This is a genomic window from Pseudomonas sp. SB113, assembly GCF_040754745.1.
GTDB lineage: Bacteria > Pseudomonadota > Gammaproteobacteria > Pseudomonadales > Pseudomonadaceae > Aquipseudomonas > Aquipseudomonas grimontii.
This window is the reverse complement of record NZ_JBFMHW010000035.1, coordinates 20,604-41,029: the sequence shown is the minus strand read 5'-3', so window position 1 is coordinate 41,029 and position 20,426 is coordinate 20,604. Positions and strand designations below refer to the sequence as shown.

At 60.7% G+C, this 20,426-nt stretch carries 20 protein-coding genes and 1 riboswitch; of the genes, 10 read left to right on the top strand and 10 right to left on the bottom strand.

The window, feature by feature from the left end; all coding sequences use genetic code 11:
• Positions 1-96 precede the first annotated feature (96 nt).
• Complete coding sequence (locus tag AB1462_RS28935) at positions 97-762, top strand: polysaccharide lyase family 7 protein (protein ID WP_090401703.1); 666 nt, start codon at positions 97-99, stop codon at positions 760-762.
• A 185-nt stretch (positions 763-947) separates the two neighbouring features.
• Here the strand turns inward: AB1462_RS28935 and fba are convergent, their stop codons facing one another.
• The 6 genes from fba to tkt form a co-directional block, all read right to left on the bottom strand.
• Positions 948-2,012: a class II fructose-bisphosphate aldolase gene (gene fba / locus AB1462_RS28930; RefSeq protein ID WP_053128086.1), complete on the bottom strand. Its 1,065-nt coding sequence runs from the start codon at positions 2,010-2,012 to the stop codon at positions 948-950.
• 258 nt (positions 2,013-2,270) lie between these two features.
• Complete coding sequence (locus AB1462_RS28925; RefSeq protein WP_090401701.1) at positions 2,271-2,603, bottom strand: MliC family protein; 333 nt, start codon at positions 2,601-2,603, stop codon at positions 2,271-2,273.
• A 60-nt stretch (positions 2,604-2,663) separates the two neighbouring features.
• Positions 2,664-2,891, bottom strand: a complete 228-nt coding sequence (locus AB1462_RS28920; protein WP_259193922.1) for a hypothetical protein — start codon at positions 2,889-2,891, stop codon at positions 2,664-2,666.
• 29 nt (positions 2,892-2,920) lie between these two features.
• On the bottom strand, positions 2,921-4,084 hold the full coding sequence (locus AB1462_RS28915; protein WP_090401699.1) for a phosphoglycerate kinase: 1,164 nt from the start codon (positions 4,082-4,084) through the stop codon (positions 2,921-2,923).
• Between the two features lie 17 nt (positions 4,085-4,101).
• The gene (epd, locus tag AB1462_RS28910) at positions 4,102-5,157 is read right to left on the bottom strand and encodes an erythrose-4-phosphate dehydrogenase (protein ID WP_090401698.1); all 1,056 of its coding nucleotides are present in this window, start codon (positions 5,155-5,157) and stop codon (positions 4,102-4,104) included.
• 142 nt (positions 5,158-5,299) lie between these two features.
• Positions 5,300-7,297: a transketolase gene (tkt, locus tag AB1462_RS28905; RefSeq protein ID WP_367248658.1), complete on the bottom strand. Its 1,998-nt coding sequence runs from the start codon at positions 7,295-7,297 to the stop codon at positions 5,300-5,302.
• Between the two features lie 272 nt (positions 7,298-7,569).
• On the opposite strand from tkt, the gene AB1462_RS28900 reads away from it, so the two are divergent.
• The 5 genes from AB1462_RS28900 to AB1462_RS28880 all read left to right on the top strand — a co-directional run bounded on the left by AB1462_RS28900 (position 7,570) and on the right by AB1462_RS28880 (position 12,561).
• Positions 7,570-8,565 carry a metalloregulator ArsR/SmtB family transcription factor gene (locus AB1462_RS28900; protein WP_259193918.1) on the top strand — a complete coding sequence of 332 codons (996 nt, stop codon included), beginning with the start codon at positions 7,570-7,572 and terminating at the stop codon, positions 8,563-8,565.
• 19 nt (positions 8,566-8,584) lie between these two features.
• A complete protein-coding gene (gene metK, locus AB1462_RS28895) occupies positions 8,585-9,775 on the top strand; it encodes a methionine adenosyltransferase (RefSeq protein ID WP_090401695.1) in 1,191 nt (396 codons plus the stop codon).
• Between the two features lie 213 nt (positions 9,776-9,988).
• Positions 9,989-10,339: a hypothetical protein gene (locus tag AB1462_RS28890; protein WP_090401694.1), complete on the top strand. Its 351-nt coding sequence runs from the start codon at positions 9,989-9,991 to the stop codon at positions 10,337-10,339.
• Positions 10,340-10,434: 95 nt separating this feature from the next.
• A complete protein-coding gene (gene ligB, locus AB1462_RS28885) occupies positions 10,435-12,099 on the top strand; it encodes an NAD-dependent DNA ligase LigB (protein ID WP_367248656.1) in 1,665 nt (554 codons plus the stop codon).
• A gap of 66 nt (positions 12,100-12,165) precedes the next feature.
• Complete coding sequence (locus AB1462_RS28880) at positions 12,166-12,561, top strand: DUF1090 domain-containing protein (protein WP_065925493.1); 396 nt, start codon at positions 12,166-12,168, stop codon at positions 12,559-12,561.
• A gap of 6 nt (positions 12,562-12,567) precedes the next feature.
• Here AB1462_RS28880 and AB1462_RS28875 read toward each other — a convergent pair whose 3' ends face one another.
• Entirely contained in the window at positions 12,568-13,017 is a 450-nt protein-coding gene (locus tag AB1462_RS28875) for a cytochrome c (RefSeq protein WP_259193914.1), read from the bottom strand.
• Between the two features lie 128 nt (positions 13,018-13,145).
• Here AB1462_RS28875 and AB1462_RS28870 point away from each other — a divergent pair, with 128 nt between their 5' ends.
• Positions 13,146-14,333, top strand: a complete 1,188-nt coding sequence (locus AB1462_RS28870) for a murein transglycosylase A (protein ID WP_367248654.1) — start codon at positions 13,146-13,148, stop codon at positions 14,331-14,333.
• Between the two features lie 115 nt (positions 14,334-14,448).
• Here AB1462_RS28870 and AB1462_RS28865 read toward each other — a convergent pair whose 3' ends face one another.
• Positions 14,449-14,835 (bottom strand): MAPEG family protein, encoded by a 387-nt coding sequence (locus tag AB1462_RS28865; protein ID WP_090401689.1) that lies wholly within the window; start codon positions 14,833-14,835, stop codon positions 14,449-14,451.
• Positions 14,836-15,028: 193 nt separating this feature from the next.
• Here AB1462_RS28865 and AB1462_RS28860 point away from each other — a divergent pair, with 193 nt between their 5' ends.
• Positions 15,029-16,288 carry a cation:proton antiporter gene (locus tag AB1462_RS28860; protein ID WP_367248652.1) on the top strand — a complete coding sequence of 420 codons (1,260 nt, stop codon included), beginning with the start codon at positions 15,029-15,031 and terminating at the stop codon, positions 16,286-16,288.
• On the opposite strand, the gene AB1462_RS28855 is transcribed toward AB1462_RS28860, so the two are convergent.
• On the bottom strand, positions 16,282-17,169 hold the full coding sequence (locus AB1462_RS28855) for a formate/nitrite transporter family protein (RefSeq protein ID WP_090409855.1): 888 nt from the start codon (positions 17,167-17,169) through the stop codon (positions 16,282-16,284). The two genes, AB1462_RS28860 and AB1462_RS28855, sit on opposite strands and share 7 nt — an antisense overlap.
• 75 nt (positions 17,170-17,244) lie before the next feature.
• On the bottom strand, positions 17,245-17,649 hold the full coding sequence (locus AB1462_RS28850) for a hotdog domain-containing protein (RefSeq protein ID WP_090401687.1): 405 nt from the start codon (positions 17,647-17,649) through the stop codon (positions 17,245-17,247).
• A 200-nt stretch (positions 17,650-17,849) separates the two neighbouring features.
• A riboswitch (S-adenosyl-L-homocysteine riboswitch) is annotated at positions 17,850-17,956 on the top strand.
• Between the two features lie 21 nt (positions 17,957-17,977).
• Between AB1462_RS28850 and ahcY the strand changes: the two genes are divergently transcribed.
• Positions 17,978-19,387, top strand: a complete 1,410-nt coding sequence (gene ahcY, locus AB1462_RS28845; protein WP_090401686.1) for an adenosylhomocysteinase — start codon at positions 17,978-17,980, stop codon at positions 19,385-19,387.
• A gap of 170 nt (positions 19,388-19,557) precedes the next feature.
• Complete coding sequence (gene metF, locus AB1462_RS28840) at positions 19,558-20,403, top strand: methylenetetrahydrofolate reductase [NAD(P)H] (RefSeq protein WP_090401685.1); 846 nt, start codon at positions 19,558-19,560, stop codon at positions 20,401-20,403.
• The last annotated feature ends 23 nt before the right edge of the window (positions 20,404-20,426 follow it).

The following is a 20,426-nucleotide window of genomic DNA, read 5'->3' as shown; positions in this document are numbered from 1 at the left end:
TGCCAGCAAACGTTTAACAACTGGTCGACCACCGCCTATAAAGAACCTGTCAGGCCCCCGGGCCAAAGCCTTCAACCCCTGTAAAAGGCCAACGCCATGATCGACCTCTCCACCTGGAACCTGAGCATTCCGGTCGGCTCCCCGCCCGCCACCATCGACACCCCGAAACTGATGAGCGGTTTCAATGACCAATACTTCCAGGCCGAAGGCAGCAACGTACAATTCTGGACACCCGTGACCGGCACCCGCACCGAGAACGCCGTATACCCACGCAGCGAGCTGCGCGAAACCTACGCCGACGGCCGCTTGCGCAACTGGACCTACCCCGAAGCCGACAACTTCCTGCGCGCCACCCTAGCGGTCAACCAGGTGCCCTCCAGCGGCAAGATCGTCATCGGCCAGATCCACGCCTACGACAGCCAGAAGCCGCTGATCAAGCTCGAATACCAGTTCAAGGAAAAGACCCAGACCGGCAACATCGTTGCCAAGGTGCGCATGCGTCCGGATGAAGATGAAAGCCGCGTGATCATCGTCGCCTCCAATGTGCCGCTGGAGAAAAGCTTTACCTACGTGATCAACCTCAACAAAGCCGGGCTGCTCAGCGTGTATGCCGCTGACAGTGAGTGGAACGAGCGCATCGGCGCAGCGTGGGCCGCCAAGCCGCTGTACTTCAAGGCGGGCGCGTATGTGCAGGACAACAGCGGGGACAGCAAGGAAGGCGCGAAGGTGACGTTTGCGAAGTTGGATATTGATCACGAGTGAAGGGACTGGCCTCATTTCGAGCAGGCATTGTCTGATCAGCACAAGGATCATTCCCTGGTAAACGCCCTCCCACACTGCGTGTGTGGCCTTAGGACTCGGTGCTGGTCCTACACGCCTGCAAGCTGATCAAATTCCAGCCACAAAAAAGCCCGCATCGCTGCGGGCTTTTTTTAAACGCTTTCGGCTCAGTTCACCTTAGCGTTCAACTCACCTTTCAAATAACGCTGGTACATCGCTTCCAACGAAACAGGCTTGATCTTCGAAGCATTACCAGCAGTACCAAACGCTTCATAACGTGCGATACACACATCACGCATCGCGGTCACGGTGGCGCCGAAGAATTTACGTGGGTCGAATTCGCTCGGGTTGGTGGCCATCAGGCGACGCATCGCACCGGTGGACGCCAGGCGCAGGTCGGTGTCGATGTTGACCTTGCGCACGCCGTACTTGATGCCTTCGACGATTTCTTCAACCGGTACGCCGTAGGTTTCTTTGATGTCGCCGCCGTACTGGTTGATGATCGCCAGCCACTCTTGCGGTACCGAGGAAGAACCGTGCATCACCAGGTGGGTGTTAGGGATGCGCTTGTGGATTTCCTTGATGCGGTCGATGGCCAGTACGTCGCCGGTCGGTGGCTTGGTGAACTTGTAGGCGCCGTGGCTGGTGCCGATGGCGATCGCCAGGGCGTCGACTTGGGTCTTCTTGACGAAGTCGGCGGCTTCTTCCGGGTCGGTCAGCATCTGGCTGTGATCCAGCACACCTTCAGCGCCGATGCCGTCTTCTTCGCCGGCCATGCCGGTTTCCAGGGAACCCAGGCAACCCAGTTCGCCTTCAACCGAGACGCCGCAGGCGTGGGCCATGGCTACGGTTTGTTGGGTCACGCGTACGTTGTACTCGTAGTCGGTTGGGGTCTTGCCGTCTTCGCCGAGGGAGCCGTCCATCATCACCGAGCTGAAGCCCAGTTGGATGGAGCGCTGGCACACGTCAGGGCTGGTGCCGTGGTCCTGGTGCATGCACACCGGGATGTGTGGGAATTCTTCGATCGCGGCAAGGATCAGGTGACGCAGGAAAGGAGCACCGGCGTATTTGCGGGCACCGGCCGAAGCCTGGACGATCACTGGGGAGTCGGTCTTGTCAGCGGCTTCCATGATGGCGCGCATCTGCTCAAGGTTGTTGACGTTAAAGGCTGGGACGCCGTAGCCGAACTCGGCTGCGTGGTCCAGCATTTGACGCATGCTGATAAGTGCCATTGTGTTGTCTCTCCCGGTCGAGGGTCGTTAATCGTGCAAGCCTGCCGTAGCGGCGGCTGCTATTCAAGTTATTGCAGGTCAGGCTTTGCATGCCTGGCGTGCTGAATCGTTATTGCTGATGTGGGAGGGGGGATTGCCCCCGATGACAGCCTGTCAGTGATGACTCTGTTGGCTGATCCACCGCTATCGGGGGCAAGTCGAATCGTCGCACCGCCCCTCCCACATTTTGGTCTCATCGATGCTGAGACCGCGTTCTATTTACTGAGCCTTACAGCCACGGCCGATCAAATCGTCGGTGGCAACCCAGTAAACCAGGCCTTCCTCACCTTTTGTGTGAAACGCCAACTGGTCGTTGCTGTACAGCACGCCCGAAGCCGCCACATCCTGTTTGAGGCGATAAACCTGGTCGGAACCGCCGAGGCGTACATCCACCTCACTGCGGGCCTGGTTGGCGAACCGCCAGTTGACCTCGGCCTTGCTGTCGCAGGTCCAGGTGGTCCACTTACCTTCCGGTTCTGCCTTGTTGAACATGTTCATGCTGCTGCAACCGGCCAATAGGCCCAAGGCTGCCAGGGCGAAAACGCCTTTCATTGCCAATCCTCGCAGCGGGGCCAAAGGCCGCCGATGCCGTCGGTTAGTTGATCAGACCCGTCAAGGGCAACCCTGTTCCTGACCGTTGGGCGCAGAGTCGTATTTCTCCAGCCGGTCATTGCCGATGCGCTTGTTGATCACCGGCATGGTCTCGGCTTGCCAGTCAGCCTGGTAGCAGCTTTTTTTCCGCTCCGGGGCAGGTTTCCCGGCCTCCGGCGCTGCGCTTGGCGAGCTGCCGCAGCCGGCCAACAGGCCCGCTGCGATCACCATTGCCAACGACTTGATCATGGGAATGCTCCTTTTCCGGATCACGAGCCTTAGCCTTTGGCTCGGGTTTCCAGCACTTCAACGGCCGGCAGGACTTTGCCTTCGACGAATTCGAGGAATGCGCCACCACCGGTGGAAATGTAGGAGATCTGGTCAGCAACGCCATATTTATCGATGGCCGCCAGGGTGTCGCCACCACCGGCGATGGAGAATGCCGAGCTGTCCGCGATGGCCTTGGCCAACACTTTGGTGCCGTTACCGAACTGGTCGAACTCGAACACGCCGACCGGACCATTCCACAGGATGGTCCGGGAGGCTTTCAGCAACTCTGCGAAGTTGGCCGCGGTTTGCGGGCCGATGTCGAGGATCATGTCGTCGGCGGCCACGTCGGCGATGAGCTTGACGGTAGCCTCGGCGGTTTCAGCGAACTCCTTGGCCACCACCACGTCCACCGGCAGCGGCACGCTGACCTTGGCGGCAATGGCGCGGGCGGTGTCGAGCAGGTCCGGCTCGTACAGGGACTTGCCCACCGGGTGGCCTGCTGCAGCCAGGAAGGTGTTGGCAATGCCGCCGCCGACGATCAGCTGGTTGCAGATCTGGCTCAGGCTGTTGAGCACGTCCAACTTGGTGGACACCTTTGAGCCGGCAACGATGGCAGCCATCGGTTGGGCCGGAGCACCCAGGGCCTTGCCCAGTGCATCCAGCTCAGCCGCCAGCAATGGGCCGGCAGCCGCAACCTTGGCGAACTTGGCCACGCCGTGGGTCGAACCCTCGGCGCGGTGAGCAGTGCCGAAGGCGTCCATCACGAACACGTCGCACAGGGCCGCGTATTGCTGGGCCAATTCGTCGCTGTTCTTTTTCTCGCCCTTGTTGAAGCGCACGTTTTCGAACAGCACGATGTCGCCAGGCTTAACGTCAACGCCGCCCAGGTAGTCAGCCACCAACGGCACGTCACGGCCCAGAGCCTTGCTCAGGTAGGCGGCTACCGGCTTGAGGCTGTTTTCGGCGGAGAACTCACCTTCGGTCGGGCGACCCAGGTGGGAGCAGACCATCACGGCCGCGCCTTTTTCCAGGGCCAGCTTGATGGTCGGCAGCGAGGCCAGGATTCGCGCATCGCTGGTGACAACACCGTCCTTGACTGGGACGTTGAGGTCTTCGCGAATCAGTACGCGCTTACCTTGCAGATCGAGGTCGGTCATCTTCAACACGGTCATGGGTCGCAGTTCCTGAATTACTGTTGAGGTTGTTTAGAGGCGATATGCAGATAATGTTCCGCAACGTCGAGCATTCGGTTGGCAAACCCCCATTCGTTGTCGAACCAGGCCAGGATGTTCACCAGCCTCGGGCCGGAAACGCGGGTCTGGCTGGCATCGACAATTGCCGAATGCGGGTCATGGTTGAAATCACAACTGGCGTGGGGCAACTCGGTGTAGGCCAGCAAGCCTTTGAGCGGGCCGCTGGTAGCGGCGTCGCGCAGGATCCGATTGACCTCCGTCGCATCAGTGTCGCTGACGGTTTGCATGGTGATGTCCAGGCAGGACACGTTCACCGTCGGCACCCGTACGGCTTTGGCCTGGATTCGCCCAGCAAGTTCCGGCAGCAGGCGTTCGATGCCGCGGGCGAGGCCTGTGGACACCGGAATCACCGACTGGAACGCCGAGCGTGTGCGACGCAGGTCTTCATGGTGATAGGCATCGATCACCGGCTGGTCGTTCATCGCCGAGTGGATGGTGGTGATCGACACGTAGTCCAGGCCGATCGCCTGATCCAGCAGGCGTAACAGCGGCACGCTGCAGTTGGTGGTGCAGGAGGCGTTGGACACCAGCAGCTCATGGCCGGTCAGGCAATCCTGGTTGATGCCGAAGACGATGGTGGCGTCGACATCCGCCTCGCTGGCCATCGGCTGGGAAAACAGCACCCGCGGCGCACCGGCGTCGAGGAAACGCTGGCCATCGGCGCGGGTGTTATAGGCACCGGAGCATTCCAACACCAGGTCGACGCCGAGCGCCGCCCAGTCGATGCCCTCGGGGGTGGCACTGCGCAGCACTTTCACGCAGTCGCCATTGATATGCAGACAATCGCCTTCGACGCGCACTTCGCCGGGGAAGCGGCCGTGGGTGGAGTCAAAGCGTGTCAGGTATTCGATGCTGGCCATGTCGGCCAGATCGTTGATCGCGACAATTTCAAACCCGGCTGCCGCCCCTCGCTCGAACAGAGCACGCAAGACGCAACGACCAATGCGGCCGTAGCCGTTGAGTGCAACTTTGTAGGGACGCGGTTGGGGCATGGGGTTCTCGATTACCTTGGGTAATAGGGTGGCGGGTCGACCGCTATCGCGAGCAAGCCCGCTCCCACACTTGAAATGCAATCCAAATGTGGGAGCGGGCTTGCTCACGATGAGGCCAGTCCAGCCACCTCACTCTACAGCCTTAGTCTTCCAGCAGCTCTTCAGCCTGACCCAGGATGTTTTCCAGGGTGAAACCGAACTCTTCGAACAACGCTGGCGCCGGCGCCGACTCACCGTAGGTGGTCATGCCGATCACGCGGCCTTCCAGGCCCACGTACTTGTACCAGTAGTCGGCGTGAGCCGCTTCGATGGCGATACGCGCGCTGACCTGCAACGGCAGGACCGATTGCTTGTAGTCGGCGTCCTGGGCTTCGAACACGCTGGTGCACGGCATGGACACAACGCGCACGTTACGGCCTTGGGCAGTCAGCTTGTCGTACGCCTGAACGGTCAAGCCCACTTCGGAACCGGTGGAGATCAGGATCAGCTCCGGCTCGCCGATGCAGTCCTTGAGCACGTAGCCGCCACGGCTGATGTCGGCGATCTGTGCGTCGGTGCGTACCTGGTGTTGCAGGTTCTGACGGGAGAAGATCAGCGCCGAAGGGCCGTCCTTACGCTCGATCGCGTGCTTCCAGGCCACCGCGGATTCCACCGCGTCGGCTGGGCGCCAGCAATCCAGGTTCGGCGTGGTACGCAGGCTGGTCAGTTGCTCGACCGGCTGGTGCGTCGGGCCGTCTTCGCCGAGGCCGATGGAGTCGTGGGTGTACACATGGATCACACGCTTCTTCATCAGCGCGGCCATACGTACGGCGTTGCGTGCGTATTCCATGAACATCAGGAAGGTCGCGCCGTAAGGCACCAGGCCGCCGTGCAGGGACACGCCGTTCATGATGGCGCTCATGCCGAATTCGCGCACGCCGTAGTACATGTAGTTGCCGCTGGCGTCTTCAGCCGAGACACCTTTGCAGCCTTTCCACAGGGTCAGGTTGGAACCGGCCAGGTCAGCCGAACCGCCAAGCAGCTCAGGCAGCAGTGGACCGTAGGCATTCAGGGCATTCTGGCTGGCTTTGCGGCTGGCAATGGTTTCGCCCTTGGCGGCCACTTCGGCGATGTACTCGTCGGCCTTCGCCGAGAAGTCCAGCGGCAGGTCACCGTTGAGTCGGCTCTTCAGCTCAATGGCCAGCGCCGGGAATTCGGCGGCGTAGGCTTCAAAACGCTGGTCCCACTCGGCCTCTGCGGCGCGACCGGCTTCCTTGGCGTCCCACTCGGCGTAGATATCAGCCGGGATTTCGAACGGGCCGTGGTTCCACTTCAACGCTTCACGGGTCAGGGCGATTTCCGTGTCACCCAGTGGGGCGCCGTGGCAGTCTTCCTTGCCTTGCTTGTTCGGCGAACCGAAGCCGATGGTGGTCTTGCAGCAGATCAGGGTCGGCTGCGCGCTCTTGCGGGCGGTGTCGATGGCGGTCTTGATCTCTTCCGGATCATGACCGTCGACATTGCGGATCACCTGCCAGTTGTAGGCTTCGAAACGCTTAGGGGTGTCGTCGGTGAACCAGCCTTCGACTTCGCCGTCGATGGAGATGCCGTTGTCATCGTAGAAGGCGATCAGCTTGCCCAGGCCCAGGGTGCCGGCCAGGGAAGCGACTTCATGGGAAATGCCTTCCATCATGCAGCCATCACCCAGGAACACATAGGTGTGGTGATCGACGATGTCGTGGCCAGCGCGGTTGAACTGCGCGCCCAGGATTTTTTCAGCCAGCGCGAAACCTACGGCGTTGGCCAGGCCTTGGCCCAGGGGACCGGTGGTGGTCTCGACGCCTGGGGTGTAGCCGAATTCCGGGTGGCCCGGGGTGCGGCTGTGCAGTTGGCGGAAGCTCTTGAGGTCATCGATGGTGAGGTCGTAGCCGGTCAGGTGCAGCAACGAATAGATCAGCATCGAGCCGTGGCCGTTGGACAGCACGAAGCGGTCACGGTCGGCGAACGACGGGTTGCTCGGATTGTGTTTCAGGTAATCACGCCAAAGTACCTCGGCGATATCCGCCATGCCCATCGGGGCACCGGGATGGCCGCTGTTGGCTTTTTGCACGGCATCCATGCTGAGGGCACGAATGGCGTTGGCACGCTCACGACGGCTGGGCATCGCTGTTCTCCTGAGGATTTTGAAGAGTGAATGATTAAAAGAAACGGAAAAAAGGACCGGCATTTTCCCTCAGCCACCGCCTGCGGGCAATGACAGATAGTCACTTGCGGGTGTTTTTCCTGTGCTTTGGGCGGCAATCGCTTGCAGAAACCTTTAACCAGTTCGTCTAAAGGTTATAGCGGCTGCTTATAACCGCCACTTATCGACCAATATCAAAACTTTTTGATATTGGCCTTGCGAGGATACTCACCCGTCACTAGACTGCTGGCCTTATGAACCTACCCGTGCCCACCCTGCGTCCTGACGACGGCGAAGACCTGGCAGCCTTGTGCAAGGCCGCTGGCGACCCGTTGCGCCTGAACGTATTACGCGCACTGACCAACGACTCATTCGGCGTGCTGGAACTGGCGCAGATCTTCGCCATCGGCCAGTCCGGCATGAGCCACCATTTAAAGGTGCTGTCCCAGGCCGACCTGGTCGCCACTCGCCGCGAAGGCAATGCGATTTTCTACCGCCGCGCCCTGCCCCACACTGACCTGCTCGGCGGCAAGCTGCACGCTGCCTTGCTTGAAGAAGTGGACAGCCTGAGCCTGCCAAACGACGTGCAGTCACGCATCGGCCAGGTCCATGGGCAACGGGCTGCCGCGAGCCAGGATTTTTTCGCACGGGTTGCCGAGAAGTTTCGCGCCCAACAGGACTTGATCGCAGGCCTGGCCCAATACCGCGACAGCGTGCTGGCGCTGCTGGACAAGCTGAGCTTCAGTGAAGGGGCCACGGCACTGGAGGTGGGGCCTGGGGATGGCGGTTTCCTGCCGGAACTGGCGCGCCGCTTTCAGCAGGTCACGGCGCTGGACAACAGCCCGGCGATGCTCGAACTGGCGCGCCAGCTCTGTGAGCGCGAGGCGTTGGGCAATGTCAGCCTGCAGTTGGCGGACGCTCTGAACAGCACAACGATCAAGGCCGATTGCGTGGTGCTGAACATGGTCTTGCACCATTTCGCCGCTCCCGCCGACGCTTTAAAGCAAATGGCCGGGTTGCTGCACCCCGGCGGTAGCCTGTTGGTTACGGATTTATGCAGCCACAACCAGAATTGGGCCAGGGAGGCCTGCGGTGATCTCTGGTTGGGTTTTGAACAGGACGATCTGGCCCGTTGGGCCACCGCTGCGGGACTCGTTCCCGGGGAAAGCCTCTATGTAGGCTTACGCAATGGTTTCCAGATTCAGGTCCGCCATTTTCAGCGGCCGACTGGCGACACTCACCATCGGTAAATATCAGGAAAACATCGAGATGAGCGAATACTCCCTTTTCACCTCCGAGTCCGTGTCTGAAGGGCATCCGGACAAAATCGCCGACCAGATTTCTGATGCGGTGCTGGACGCCATCATTGCTGAAGACAAGTTCGCCCGTGTGGCGTGCGAGACTCTGGTGAAAACCGGTGTAGCGATCATCGCTGGCGAAGTGACCACTACCGCCTGGGTTGACCTGGAACAGATCGTCCGTGATGTGATCACCAACATCGGCTACAACAGCTCCGACGTCGGCTTCGACGGCGCGACCTGCGGCGTGATGAACATCATCGGCAAGCAGTCGCCCGACATCAACCAGGGCGTCGACCGTGCCAAGCCGGAAGACCAGGGTGCCGGCGACCAGGGCCTGATGTTCGGCTACGCCAGCAACGAAACCGACGTGCTGATGCCGGCACCGATCACCTTCTCGCACCAGCTTGTGCAACGTCAGGCCGAAGCGCGTAAATCCGGCCTGCTGCCTTGGCTGCGCCCGGACGCCAAGTCCCAGGTGACCTGCCGCTATGAAGGCGGCAAAGTGGTCGGTATCGACGCCGTTGTGCTGTCGACCCAACACAACCCGGACGTTTCCTACGCCGACCTGCGCGAAGGCGTGATGGAGCTGATCGTCAAGCACGTGCTGCCGGCCGAACTGCTGAGCAAGGACACCCAGTTCCACATCAACCCGACCGGCCAGTTCATCATTGGCGGCCCGGTAGGTGACTGCGGCCTGACCGGTCGCAAGATCATCGTCGACAGCTACGGCGGCATGGCCCGTCACGGCGGCGGCGCGTTCTCCGGCAAGGATCCATCCAAGGTTGACCGTTCGGCCGCCTACGCCGGTCGTTACGTGGCCAAGAACATCGTGGCTGCCGGCCTGGCCGAGCGTTGCGAGATTCAAGTGTCCTACGCCATCGGCGTGGCCCAGCCTACGTCGATCTCGCTGAATACCTTCGGCACCGGCAAGATCAGCGATGACAAAATCGTCAAGCTGGTGCGCGAGATCTTCGACCTGCGCCCTTACGCGATCACCACCATGCTCGACCTGCTGCACCCGATGTACCAGGAAACCGCAGCCTACGGCCACTTCGGTCGCACCCCTGCGCAGAAGACCGTCGGCGACGACACCTTCACCACCTTCACCTGGGAAAAAACCGACCGCGCCAACGACCTGCGCACTGCCGCCGGCCTGTAATCGCTCACGGTACACAAAGCCTCGCCGGGTTTTCCCGGCGGGGCTTTTTTATTGGCTGCGGGAGCCTCTTCACATTTTTTGGATCCAATACTTGCAGGCGAAATAATGGCCCTCTAGAATCCGCGCCCTCTCGGGCCTCTACCTTATTTGGATATTGCCCTGCGCCAGCCCGGGATTCATAAGTGCGCAGACAATCGAACATTGAGGTTATTCATGCGCATCTCCACGCTCGCCCCTGCCGCCCTTCTGATCAGCTTGTTCGCCCTGTCGGCCCACGCCGCCGACCTGAGCGCACTGAGTGGCGCCCTGGGCTCCCAGCTGGGTGTCGGCAATTCCGGCGACTGCCAAAAGCAATCCGCAGACCTGCAAACCAAGATCGATGCAGCCGAAGCCAGCAAAGACAGCTTGAAAGTGAAGGCCTTCAAAGCGGCGCAAGACCAGATCAACAAAGGTTGTGACAAACTTTCTGAAGCCCAGGCCAAAGCCGACGCCAAGCAGCAAACCCAGGAAGCCAAGGCTGATAAGCCTGATGCCGTGAAAGCACTGGGCGGCCTGTTCAAGTAAGCAGAAACACCCGGTAAAAAGCCCCGCATCGTCGGGGCTTTTTTGTGGGTGAAGCGATCATTTAGGCTGGGCGCCCTTTCCGAGCAAGGATGCTCATGATGCGTTTACAGATTGCTTTTTTACTCGCTGCGCTACCTTATTGGGCTTGGGCTGAGGACTGCCCCGATGAGGCTCGAACACAGATAGCGCCACTGGCCGAACAAGTCCGCTTGTGGGATGACAGCTATCACCGGCTCGGCCAATCCCCCGTCAGCGACGAACTCTACGATCAGGCCCGCCAACGCCTGGCCCATTGGCGCCAGTGCTTCTCCCACCCCGCCACCGAACCTGACAACCCATTGGCCAGCGCCAGGGGCACCTTGCCGCATCCGGTCGTCCATACCGGTCTGGAAAAACTGCTGGGTGAACAGGCCGTCGGCGCCTGGCTGGACACACGACAGGACGTGTGGATTCAACCCAAGGTCGACGGCGTAGCGGTGACCCTGGTGTACCGCCAGGGCCAGTTGAAACAGATGATCAGCCGTGGCGATGGGGCACTCGGCCAGGACTGGTCCGCCTCGGCGCGCAAGATCCCCGCCGTTGTCCAGCAACTGCCGGAACCCATCGATCTGGTGCTGCAGGGCGAACTCTATTGGCGCCTCGACGACCATGTGCAGTCGGCACGTGGCGGGCTCAACGCGCGCAGCAAGGTGGCCGGACTGATGAACCGCCGGCAGTTGAGTGACAGCGACGCCGCCGGCATCGGCCTGTTTGTCTGGGCCTGGCCGAACGGCCCCGCAGCCTTTACCGAACGCCTGGCCACCCTGGCACGCTGGGGGTTCACCGACAGCCAGCGCTATAGCCAGCCCGTGCAGAATATCGCCGCCGCCGTGCACTGGCGCACTTACTGGTACAACCACCCACTGCCCTTCGCCAGCGACGGGGTGGTGTTGCACCAGGCATTACGCGCACCCGCCGAGCGCTGGCAGGTCAGTGCGCCTTACTGGGCTGTCGCCTGGAAGTACCCCACCTCCAACGCCCTGGCTCTGGTACGCAAGGTGCAGTTCAAGATCGGCCGCACCGGACGCATCACCCCCATTCTGGAGCTGGAGCCGGTACGCCTGGACGACCGCCAGATCAGCCGGGTAAGCGCCGGCTCCTTGAAGCGCTGGCAGGCCCTGGATATTCGCCCGGGCGACCAGGTGTCCATCAGCCTGGCCGGCCAAGTGATCCCTCGGCTGAACCAAGTGATCCTGCGCAATACCACGAGGGTCGACCTGCCAGTGCCCGACCCTCGGGACTTTCACGCCTTGAGTTGCTGGCAACTGGACCCCGGCTGCGAAGAACAGTTACTCGCACGCCTTACCTGGCTGAGCGGCGACCAGGGCCTGGCATTGCCGCACATAGGCCGCGAGACGTGGAACATATTGATCCAGGCCGGTCTAATCGCAGGCTTTCTCGATTGGTTAACCCTGGATGCGGCAGAGCTTGCTAACATTGATGGCTTCGGTGAGCGCAGCCGCACACGGCTGCTCGACAGCCTTCACCGCGCTCGGCAGCGCCCCTTTGCACAATGGCTCAAGGCCTTGGGTGTACCGCCTGCCGCACGCAGCCACCTGGAGGGTAACTGGCAGACGCTGGTCGCCAGAGACACACAGGCCTGGCTGGCCATCGATGGCATAGGCCCGGGTCGCGCAGCGCAACTGAGCGCTTTTTTTCGCGACCCACACGTACAGACCTTGGCTGAAACATTACGTGTGGCCGGAATAGACGGTTTTTGAACCCGACCCAACCACCTTTAAATCACAGCAGAATTCACCCTGCTATTTGCGCCCCTGGAGCTCCACATGAAATTCCTCGCCCCTTTTGCCCTGCTGACCGTCGCAAGTTTCATGGCCACGCCACTGCTGGCCGCCGAAGAAGCCACCCCACTCACCGGCTGCGCCGCCAAGCGCCAGGCCATCAGCACCCAGATCGAACAAGCCAAGGCCCACGGCAACAGCGACCAGCAAGCGGGCCTGGAAAAAGCCCTGAGCGAAGTCACCGCCAACTGCACCGATGCCGCCTTGAGGAAGGAGCGCGAAAACAAGGTACTCGACGCCAAGCACGACGTCAGCCGCCGTCAGGCCGACCTCGACAAGGCGATGAAAAAAGGCGACGCGGACAAGATCAACAAGCGCAAGGACAAGCTCGCCGAGTCCCGCAAGGAACTGCAGGACGCCGTGGAAGAACTCGACCAGTAAAACCGGTCAGTGGTCCCGAAATTGTTTATGGCAGGCACTGCAGGCATCTTCAACTTTCTGTACGGCAGGCGTAAGGTTGCTGGCCTTGGAGGGCTGCACTTGGCTGGCGATCACCAACTCACCGGTGGCCGCTTCCAGCTCGCGGGCCAGTTGCTGGAACTGCGCCTGTTTTTGCCACACGTCGTCCTTGGCACTGGTGTGATCCTCTTCGCGTACGCTCGGAAAGTGCTTCCACGGTTCATGGGACAACGCATCGAGCCTGACCGCGCCTTCGGCGAATTTCGCGCCATCGAACGCAATGCGCCCGCGCAACATGCCGCCCAGGTCTTCAGCGGTCTTGAGCATCTGCTTGAAGATCGCCTTGCGCTGGCCAAGGGGCGAATTCGGATCGACGCCGCCGCAGGCGGACAGTGCCAGGCAGGCCAACAGCACAAGCGTAATTTTTTTAAAAGTCATGGTGGCTCAGGGTCACGGGAAACGGCGGCCAGTATCCTCGCCCTGCCCATAAAGACCAATAGCCCTATTAATAATAAGGGTTGTCCACAGGCGCTGCGGCGCGGGCAATCGCTTCAGGAACTGTTCGTATGAATCTCACGTTGAAACACTGGAGCCGCCGTTTGGCATGGGCTCTGCCGATCATCGCACTGCTGTCAGGCTGTGACGCAGGCAAGGACAGCGGTAAAGACACGGCTAAAGATGAAACTGCCAAACCCCACGCCGTCGCCACCTATGTCAGCGCTTCCTGGGAAGCGTTGCCTGCCGTGTCCGACAGCGACCTGCTGGCCGGCTTCGAATCCTGGCGCAGCGCCTGCCAACGCCTCAAGGCCGATCCTGTATGGGGTGCGACCTGCGCAGCAGCGGCCCCCGTGCCAGCCGATGCCGTGGCGGTGCGCGGTTTTCTCAAGGAGCGCCTGGATGTGTTCGGCCTGCGCTCGGCTGACAACACCCCCAATGGCTTGATCACCGGCTACTACGAACCGGTCTACCCCGGCAGCCTGACCAAGACCGCCACCGCCCATGTACCCGTGTATGGCGTGCCGGACGACCTGATCATCGTCAATCTGGAAAGCATCTACCCGGAACTCAAGGGCAAGCGCCTGCGCGGCCGTCTCGAAGGCCGCGTGCTCAAACCCTATGACGATGCCAGCGCCATCAACGGCCAAGGCTCCACCGCCAAGCCGATTGCCTGGCTGACCAACCCGATGGACCTGCAATTTCTGCAAATCCAGGGCTCGGGCCGCATTCAACTCAAGGATGGGCGCCAACTGCGCGTCGGTTACGGCGACCAGAACGGCTACCCCTATCGCCCTATCGGCCGCTGGCTGGTGGAGCAAGGCGAGTTGAAGAAAGAAGACGTGACCATGGGCGCCATCAGCGCTTGGGCCAAGGCGCATCCAGAACGCATCCCGGAGCTGCTGGCGAGCAACCCCAGCTACGTATTCTTCAGTGCCCGCCCCGACAGTAATGAGGGGCCACGCGGCTCGCTGAACGTGCCGTTGACCGCCGGCTACAGCGTGGCAGTGGATCGCAAGGTAATTCCGTTGGGTAGCCTGTTGTGGCTGTCGACCACCACGCCCGACGGCTCGCCATTGGCACGCCCCGTCGCCGCGCAGGACACCGGCGGTGCAATCACCGGTGAAGTGCGCGCGGACTTGTTCTGGGGCACGGGTGACGCTGCCGGAGAGTTGGCGGGAAATATGAAGCAGCAAGGTCAGATCTGGATGCTTTGGCCCAAGGGCGCGGCATTGCCGCAGGTGCCGGAGACACTCTAGATCAAATGTGGGAGGGGGCTTGCCCTCGATAGCGGTGTGTCAGTTGACATATCCATCAACTGGCCAGCCGCCATCGGGAGCAAGCCCCCTCCCACAACGGAATCTGCGCCATGCGTTAGATCGAGACGAAGAAGAAGCTCGCAATCAATGCCATGCCCACCGCCCACACCAACGAGCGCAATATTGCCCAGTCAGCCAAGTAGCAAATGATGTACAGCAGGCGGCTGGTGATAAACAGCACGGCCAGCACGTTGATGGTCACCAGTTCGGCCGTGCCGGCCAGATGGGCGATGATCACCGCGGCGGCAAACGCGGGAGTCACTTCAAAGCTGTTGAGCTGCGCACTGTGGGCACGCTTGGCAACCCCTTCGAGGGTATCCAGAAAAGCACGCGGGTCGTGGTTCTGCCGTGGCCCGAACTTGCCGCCACTGAACTTGGCCACCCCTGTGCACAGGTAAGGCAGAAAAATCGCGATCAACACACACCAGAAAGCAGCCGTCATTACTCATTCCTTTTGTAGTTTTATGCAGCGATTAGAGTTCTAGCACTAAAAACTCAATATCGCACCTAACCGCTCTGAGCCGCACGACAGCGAAAGGTTCTACCGTTCTTTCGCCCAAGGCCTTGCAACCTCCCGCCGCTGCTGCGGTCCATCCCCCCACTAACAACTCTCCCCCATCTTCCAAGGACCCCGGATGCTTGAACTTGTCGCCGCCTTCATTTGCCTCACTACCCTGCTCACCTATGTGAACTTCCGCTTCATCGGCCTGCCGCCGACCATCGGCGTGATGGTGACGGCCCTGCTGTTCTCCCTGATCCTGCAAGGCCTGAGCGTGCTCGGCTACCCAGGCCTGGAGGAACGTATCCAGCAACTGATCGGCCAGATCGACTTCGGCGACTTGCTGATGAACTGGATGCTGTCGTTCCTGCTGTTCGCCGGCGCCTTGCACGTCAACTTGAACGACCTGCGCAGCTACCGTTGGCCCATCGGCCTGCTGGCAACCTTCGGTGTGTTGATCGCCACCGTGGTGATCGGCAGCCTGGCGTATTACATCTTCGCCCTGTTTGGCTGGCACGTGAGCTTCCTTTACTGCCTGTTGTTCGGCGCACTGATCTCGCCCACCGACCCCATTGCGGTGCTGGGCGTGCTGCGCACCGCCAATGCGTCGAAACCGCTGAAGACCACGATTGTGGGCGAGAGCCTGTTCAACGACGGCACGGCGGTGGTGGTGTTTACCGTATTGCTGGGCATCGCGCAGTTGGGCGAGACGCCTACCGTGGGCGCCACGGCCATGTTGTTCGCCCATGAGGCAATTGGCGGCGTGGTATTCGGCGGGCTGATCGGCTATCTGGTGTACCTGATGATCAAGAGCATCGAACAGCACCAGATCGAAGTGATGCTGACCCTCGCCCTGGTGATCGGCGGCTCGGCGATGGCCACGGAGCTGCACGTCTCCGCGCCGATCGCGATGGTGGTCGCCGGGCTGATCATCGGCAACCTGGGGCGCAAGCTGGCGATGAACGACATGACCCGACGCTACCTGGACGGTTTCTGGGAACTGCTCGATGACATGCTCAACGCGTTACTGTTCGCGCTGATCGGCATGGAGCTGCTGCTGTTGCCGTTCAACTGGCTGCACGTGTTCGCGGCCAGCTTGCTGGCGGTGGCGATCCTGCTGTCTCGCCTGCTGACCGTGGCCCCGGCGATCCTGTTGCTGCGCCGCTGGCGCACGGTGCCGCGCGGCACAATCCGTATCCTGACCTGGGGCGGCTTGCGCGGCGGGGTTTCGGTGGCACTGGCGCTGGCCCTGCCACTGGGGCCGGAGCGCGACCTGCTGCTGAGCATCACCTACATCGTGGTGCTGTCGTCGATCCTGCTGCAGGGTCTGAGCATCGGCAAGCTGGTCAAGCGCGTGACCCAAGGCGAACCCCAGGCCACACCTGACGTTCACTGATCCTTGTTGATCCGCTGCGGATGCCTCGGGTCCGCAGCGTTCTTGCCCGGCAAGCTACCCTCGCTGCGAATCTGCGCATGGCTGATCAAGGCAAAGATGAAGCTGCCACCGATGATGTTGCCGGCCAGTGTGGGGCCGGCAAACACCAGCCAGAAATCCTTCCACGGCAACTCGCCGGCAAACACCAGGTATGACACTTCCGCCGAACCCACCACGATATGGGTGAAATCCCCCAGGGCCATCAGGTAGGTGATCAGAATGATGATCCACATCTTGGCGCTTTCCATCGACGGGATCATCCACACCATGGTGGCGATCATCCAGCCGGAGACGATGCCTTTGGCGAACATCTGGCCGGCGTCGTTTTCCATGATCTTGCGCCCGATTTCCAGGAAGGCCATGTCGGTCTTGGTGTCGAAGATCGGCAGGTGCAGCATCACATACGCCACCAACAGGGTGCCGCACAGGTTCCCCACCAGCACCACCGACCACAGGCGTAACAGGCGCCCGGCATTTGCCAGGGTCGGCTTGCTCATCACCGGCAGCACGGCAGTCAGGGTGTTTTCGGTAAACAGTTGCTGGCGCGCCAGGATCACCGCGAGGAAGCCCGCGCAATAGCCGAAGCTGGCAATTACCTTGAAGGCTTCACCCTCAGGCAGGCGTGAATTGAGCAGCCCCATGGCCATCAGTGACAGGCCCATGGTCAACCCGGCCGCCAATGCCGACCACCACAAAGCGGCGACACTGCGCTCCAGCTCCTGGTCGCCCTGGGTACGGATGATTTCGTGCAGTACCGCTGCGCGGGGCGGCTGGTTCTTGTCGACGTCCTGCTGCTCTTCCTGGGACAGGTTGGGGGTCTTGCCTTCTTCTTGCGTAGCCATGGTGATACCTGAACGGGGGGCGATGTTCAGGTACGACCCATGGCCGATCAATAGCGTTCACTGGCTCGCGCAGGATTACTCGCTGATGTCGTCTTCCTTGAACTGATCCTTGACGTACCTGATCTCGGTACGCCCGTGTGGCGCTGGCAAACCGTCTTCGCCGAGGTTAACGAAGACCATTTTCTCGACAGTCAGGATGCTTTTGCGGGTGATCTTGTTCCGCACTTCACAGGTCAGGGTGATGGAGGTGCGACCAAACTCGGTGGCAGTGATGCCGAGTTCGATGATGTCGCCCTGGCGCGAGGCGCTGACAAAGTTGATTTCGGAGATGTACTTGGTCACCACGCGTTGGTTGCCCAGTTGAACAATCGCGTAGATGGCTGCTTCTTCGTCGATCCAGCGCAGCAGGCTGCCGCCGAACAGGGTGCCGTTGGGGTTCAGGTCTTCAGGTTTTACCCATTTGCGGGTGTGGAAGTTCATGGGGGGGCTCCGGGGGTGAGGTGTTTGGAGGATTGGGGTATGGCCACCCAGCTTCAAGTTTTAAGCTACAAGCTGCAAGTTAAAAGCCGATTCGCTTTTACTTGCCGCTTGCCGCTTGTAGCTTGTCACTTGCCACCAGCCAACCAAAGAAAGCTATAATCGCCCCCGTTTTCGAACGGCTACTACCGTTCTCCCGCCACCTGTCCGAGGGGCGCTGCAGCAGGTTCAACCTGTCAGGCTCGGATGGGGCGTTGTCCGGCCTGGTTTCCCTGGCCTGATACTAAACGCACAACGGCGCCCATTCGCACACTACGAATGGAGGCTCTTCATGAGCGCTGTAATTACGCCTGCCGATTTCAACGACTACAAAGTCGCCGATATGTCCCTCGCCGCCTGGGGCCGTCGCGAAACCTTTATCGCCGAATCCGAAATGCCAGCCCTGATGGGCCTGCGTCGCAAGTACGCCGCTGAGCAACCGCTCAAGGGTGCGAAGATCCTCGGCTGCATCCACATGACCATCCAGACTGCCGTGCTGATCGAAACCCTGGTTGCCCTGGGTGCCGAAGTGCGTTGGTCGTCCTGCAATATCTTCTCGACTCAAGACCAGGCCGCTGCCGCCATCGCCGCTGCCGGTATCCCGGTATTCGCCTGGAAAGGCGAGACCGAAGAAGAGTACGAGTGGTGCCTGGAGCAAACCATCCTGAAAGATGGCACGCCTTGGGATGCCAACATGATCCTCGACGACGGCGGCGACCTGACCGAGCTGTTGCACAAGAAGTACCCGCAGATTCTCGACCGCGTCCACGGCGTGACCGAAGAGACCACCACTGGCGTGCACCGCCTGCTGGACATGCTGGCCAAGGGCGAGCTGAAAATCCCGGCCATCAACGTCAACGACTCCGTGACCAAGAGCAAGAACGACAACAAGTACGGCTGCCGTCACAGCCTGAACGATGCCATCAAGCGCGGTACCGACCACCTGCTGTCGGGCAAGCAAGCCCTGGTGATCGGCTACGGCGACGTGGGCAAGGGTTCGTCCCAGTCCCTGCGTCAGGAAGGCATGATCGTTAAAGTCTCCGAAGTCGACCCGATCTGCGCCATGCAAGCCTGCATGGACGGTTTCGAAGTGGTTTCGCCGTTCATCGATGGTGTCAATGACGGCACCGAAGCAAGCATCGACAAGGCCCTGCTGGGCAAGATCGACCTGATCGTGACCACCACCGGTAACGTCAACGTCTGCGATGCCAACATGCTCAAAGCCCTGAAAAAGCGCGCCGTGGTGTGCAACATCGGTCACTTCGACAACGAGATCGACACTGCTTTCATGCGCAAGAACTGGGCATGGGAAGAAGTGAAGCCACAGGTACACAAGGTTCACCGTACCGGCGCTGGCGCTTTCGACCCACAGAACGACGACTACCTGATCCTGCTGGCTGAAGGCCGCTTGGTTAACCTGGGCAACGCCACCGGCCACCCAAGCCGCATCATGGACGGCTCGTTCGCCAACCAGGTGCTGGCCCAGATCTTCCTGTTCGGCCAGAAATACGCCGACCTGTCGCCGGCCCAGAAAGCCGAGCGCCTGACCGTGGAAGTACTGCCGAAGAAACTCGACGAAGAAGTGGCCCTGGAAATGGTCCGCGGCTTCGGTGGCGTGGTAACTCAACTGACCAAGACCCAGGCCGACTACATCGGCGTGACCGTCGAAGGCCCGTTCAAGCCGCACGCTTATCGCTACTAAAGCAGCTGCAAGCTTCTAGCTACAAGCGGCAAGTCAACGCGTTTGTGGTGAAGGGCCTGCTACTTCATTGCTCCTTAAGCAGCTGAGAGATGTGAGCTTCAAGCTACAAGAACTGGCACACCGCCCTCTTGCAGCTTGAAGCTTGCAACTTGCAGCTGGAGACCTCCTCCATGTCCCAAGACCGTCGCTACAGCTTCGAGTTCTTCCCCACCAAGACCGATGCTGGGCATGAAAAACTGATGGCGACTGCCAAGCAGTTGGCCACTTACAACCCCGACTTCTTCTCCTGCACCTACGGCGCTGGCGGCTCGACCCGTGATCGTACGATCAACACCGTGTTGCAGCTTGAAAGCGAAGTCAAAATTCCCGCCGCTCCGCATTTGTCGTGCGTGGGCGACAGCAAGGCCGACCTGCGCGGCCTGCTGACCCAATACAAAGCCGCCGGCATCAAGCGCATCGTTGCGCTGCGTGGCGACTTGCCGTCCGGCATGGGCATGGCCAGCGGTGAGCTGCGCTACGCCAATGACCTGGTGAGCTTCATTCGCGAAGAAAGCGGCGATCACTTCCATATCGAAGTGGCGGCTTACCCGGAGATGCACCCCCAGGCGCGCAATTTCGAAGACGATCTGCAGAACTTCGTGCGCAAGGCCAACGCCGGCGCCGACAGCGCGATCACCCAGTACTTCTTCAACGCCGACAGCTACTTCTACTTCGTCGAGCGTGTCCGCGCCATGGGTGTGAACATCCCGATCGTGCCGGGCATCATGCCGATCACCAACTACAGCAAGCTGGCGCGCTTCTCCGACGCCTGCGGTGCTGAGATCCCACGCTGGGTGCGCAAGCAACTGGAAGCCTATGGCGATGACGTCAAGAGCATCCAGGCGTTTGGCGAACAAATGATCAGCAATATGTGTGAAGAATTGTTGCAAGGTGGTGCGCCAGGCCTGCACTTCTATACCCTGAACCAGGCTGAACCCAGCCTCGCGATCTGGAACAACCTTAAACTGCCACGTTAGGCCGGTTTAATCGCTGTACCCAG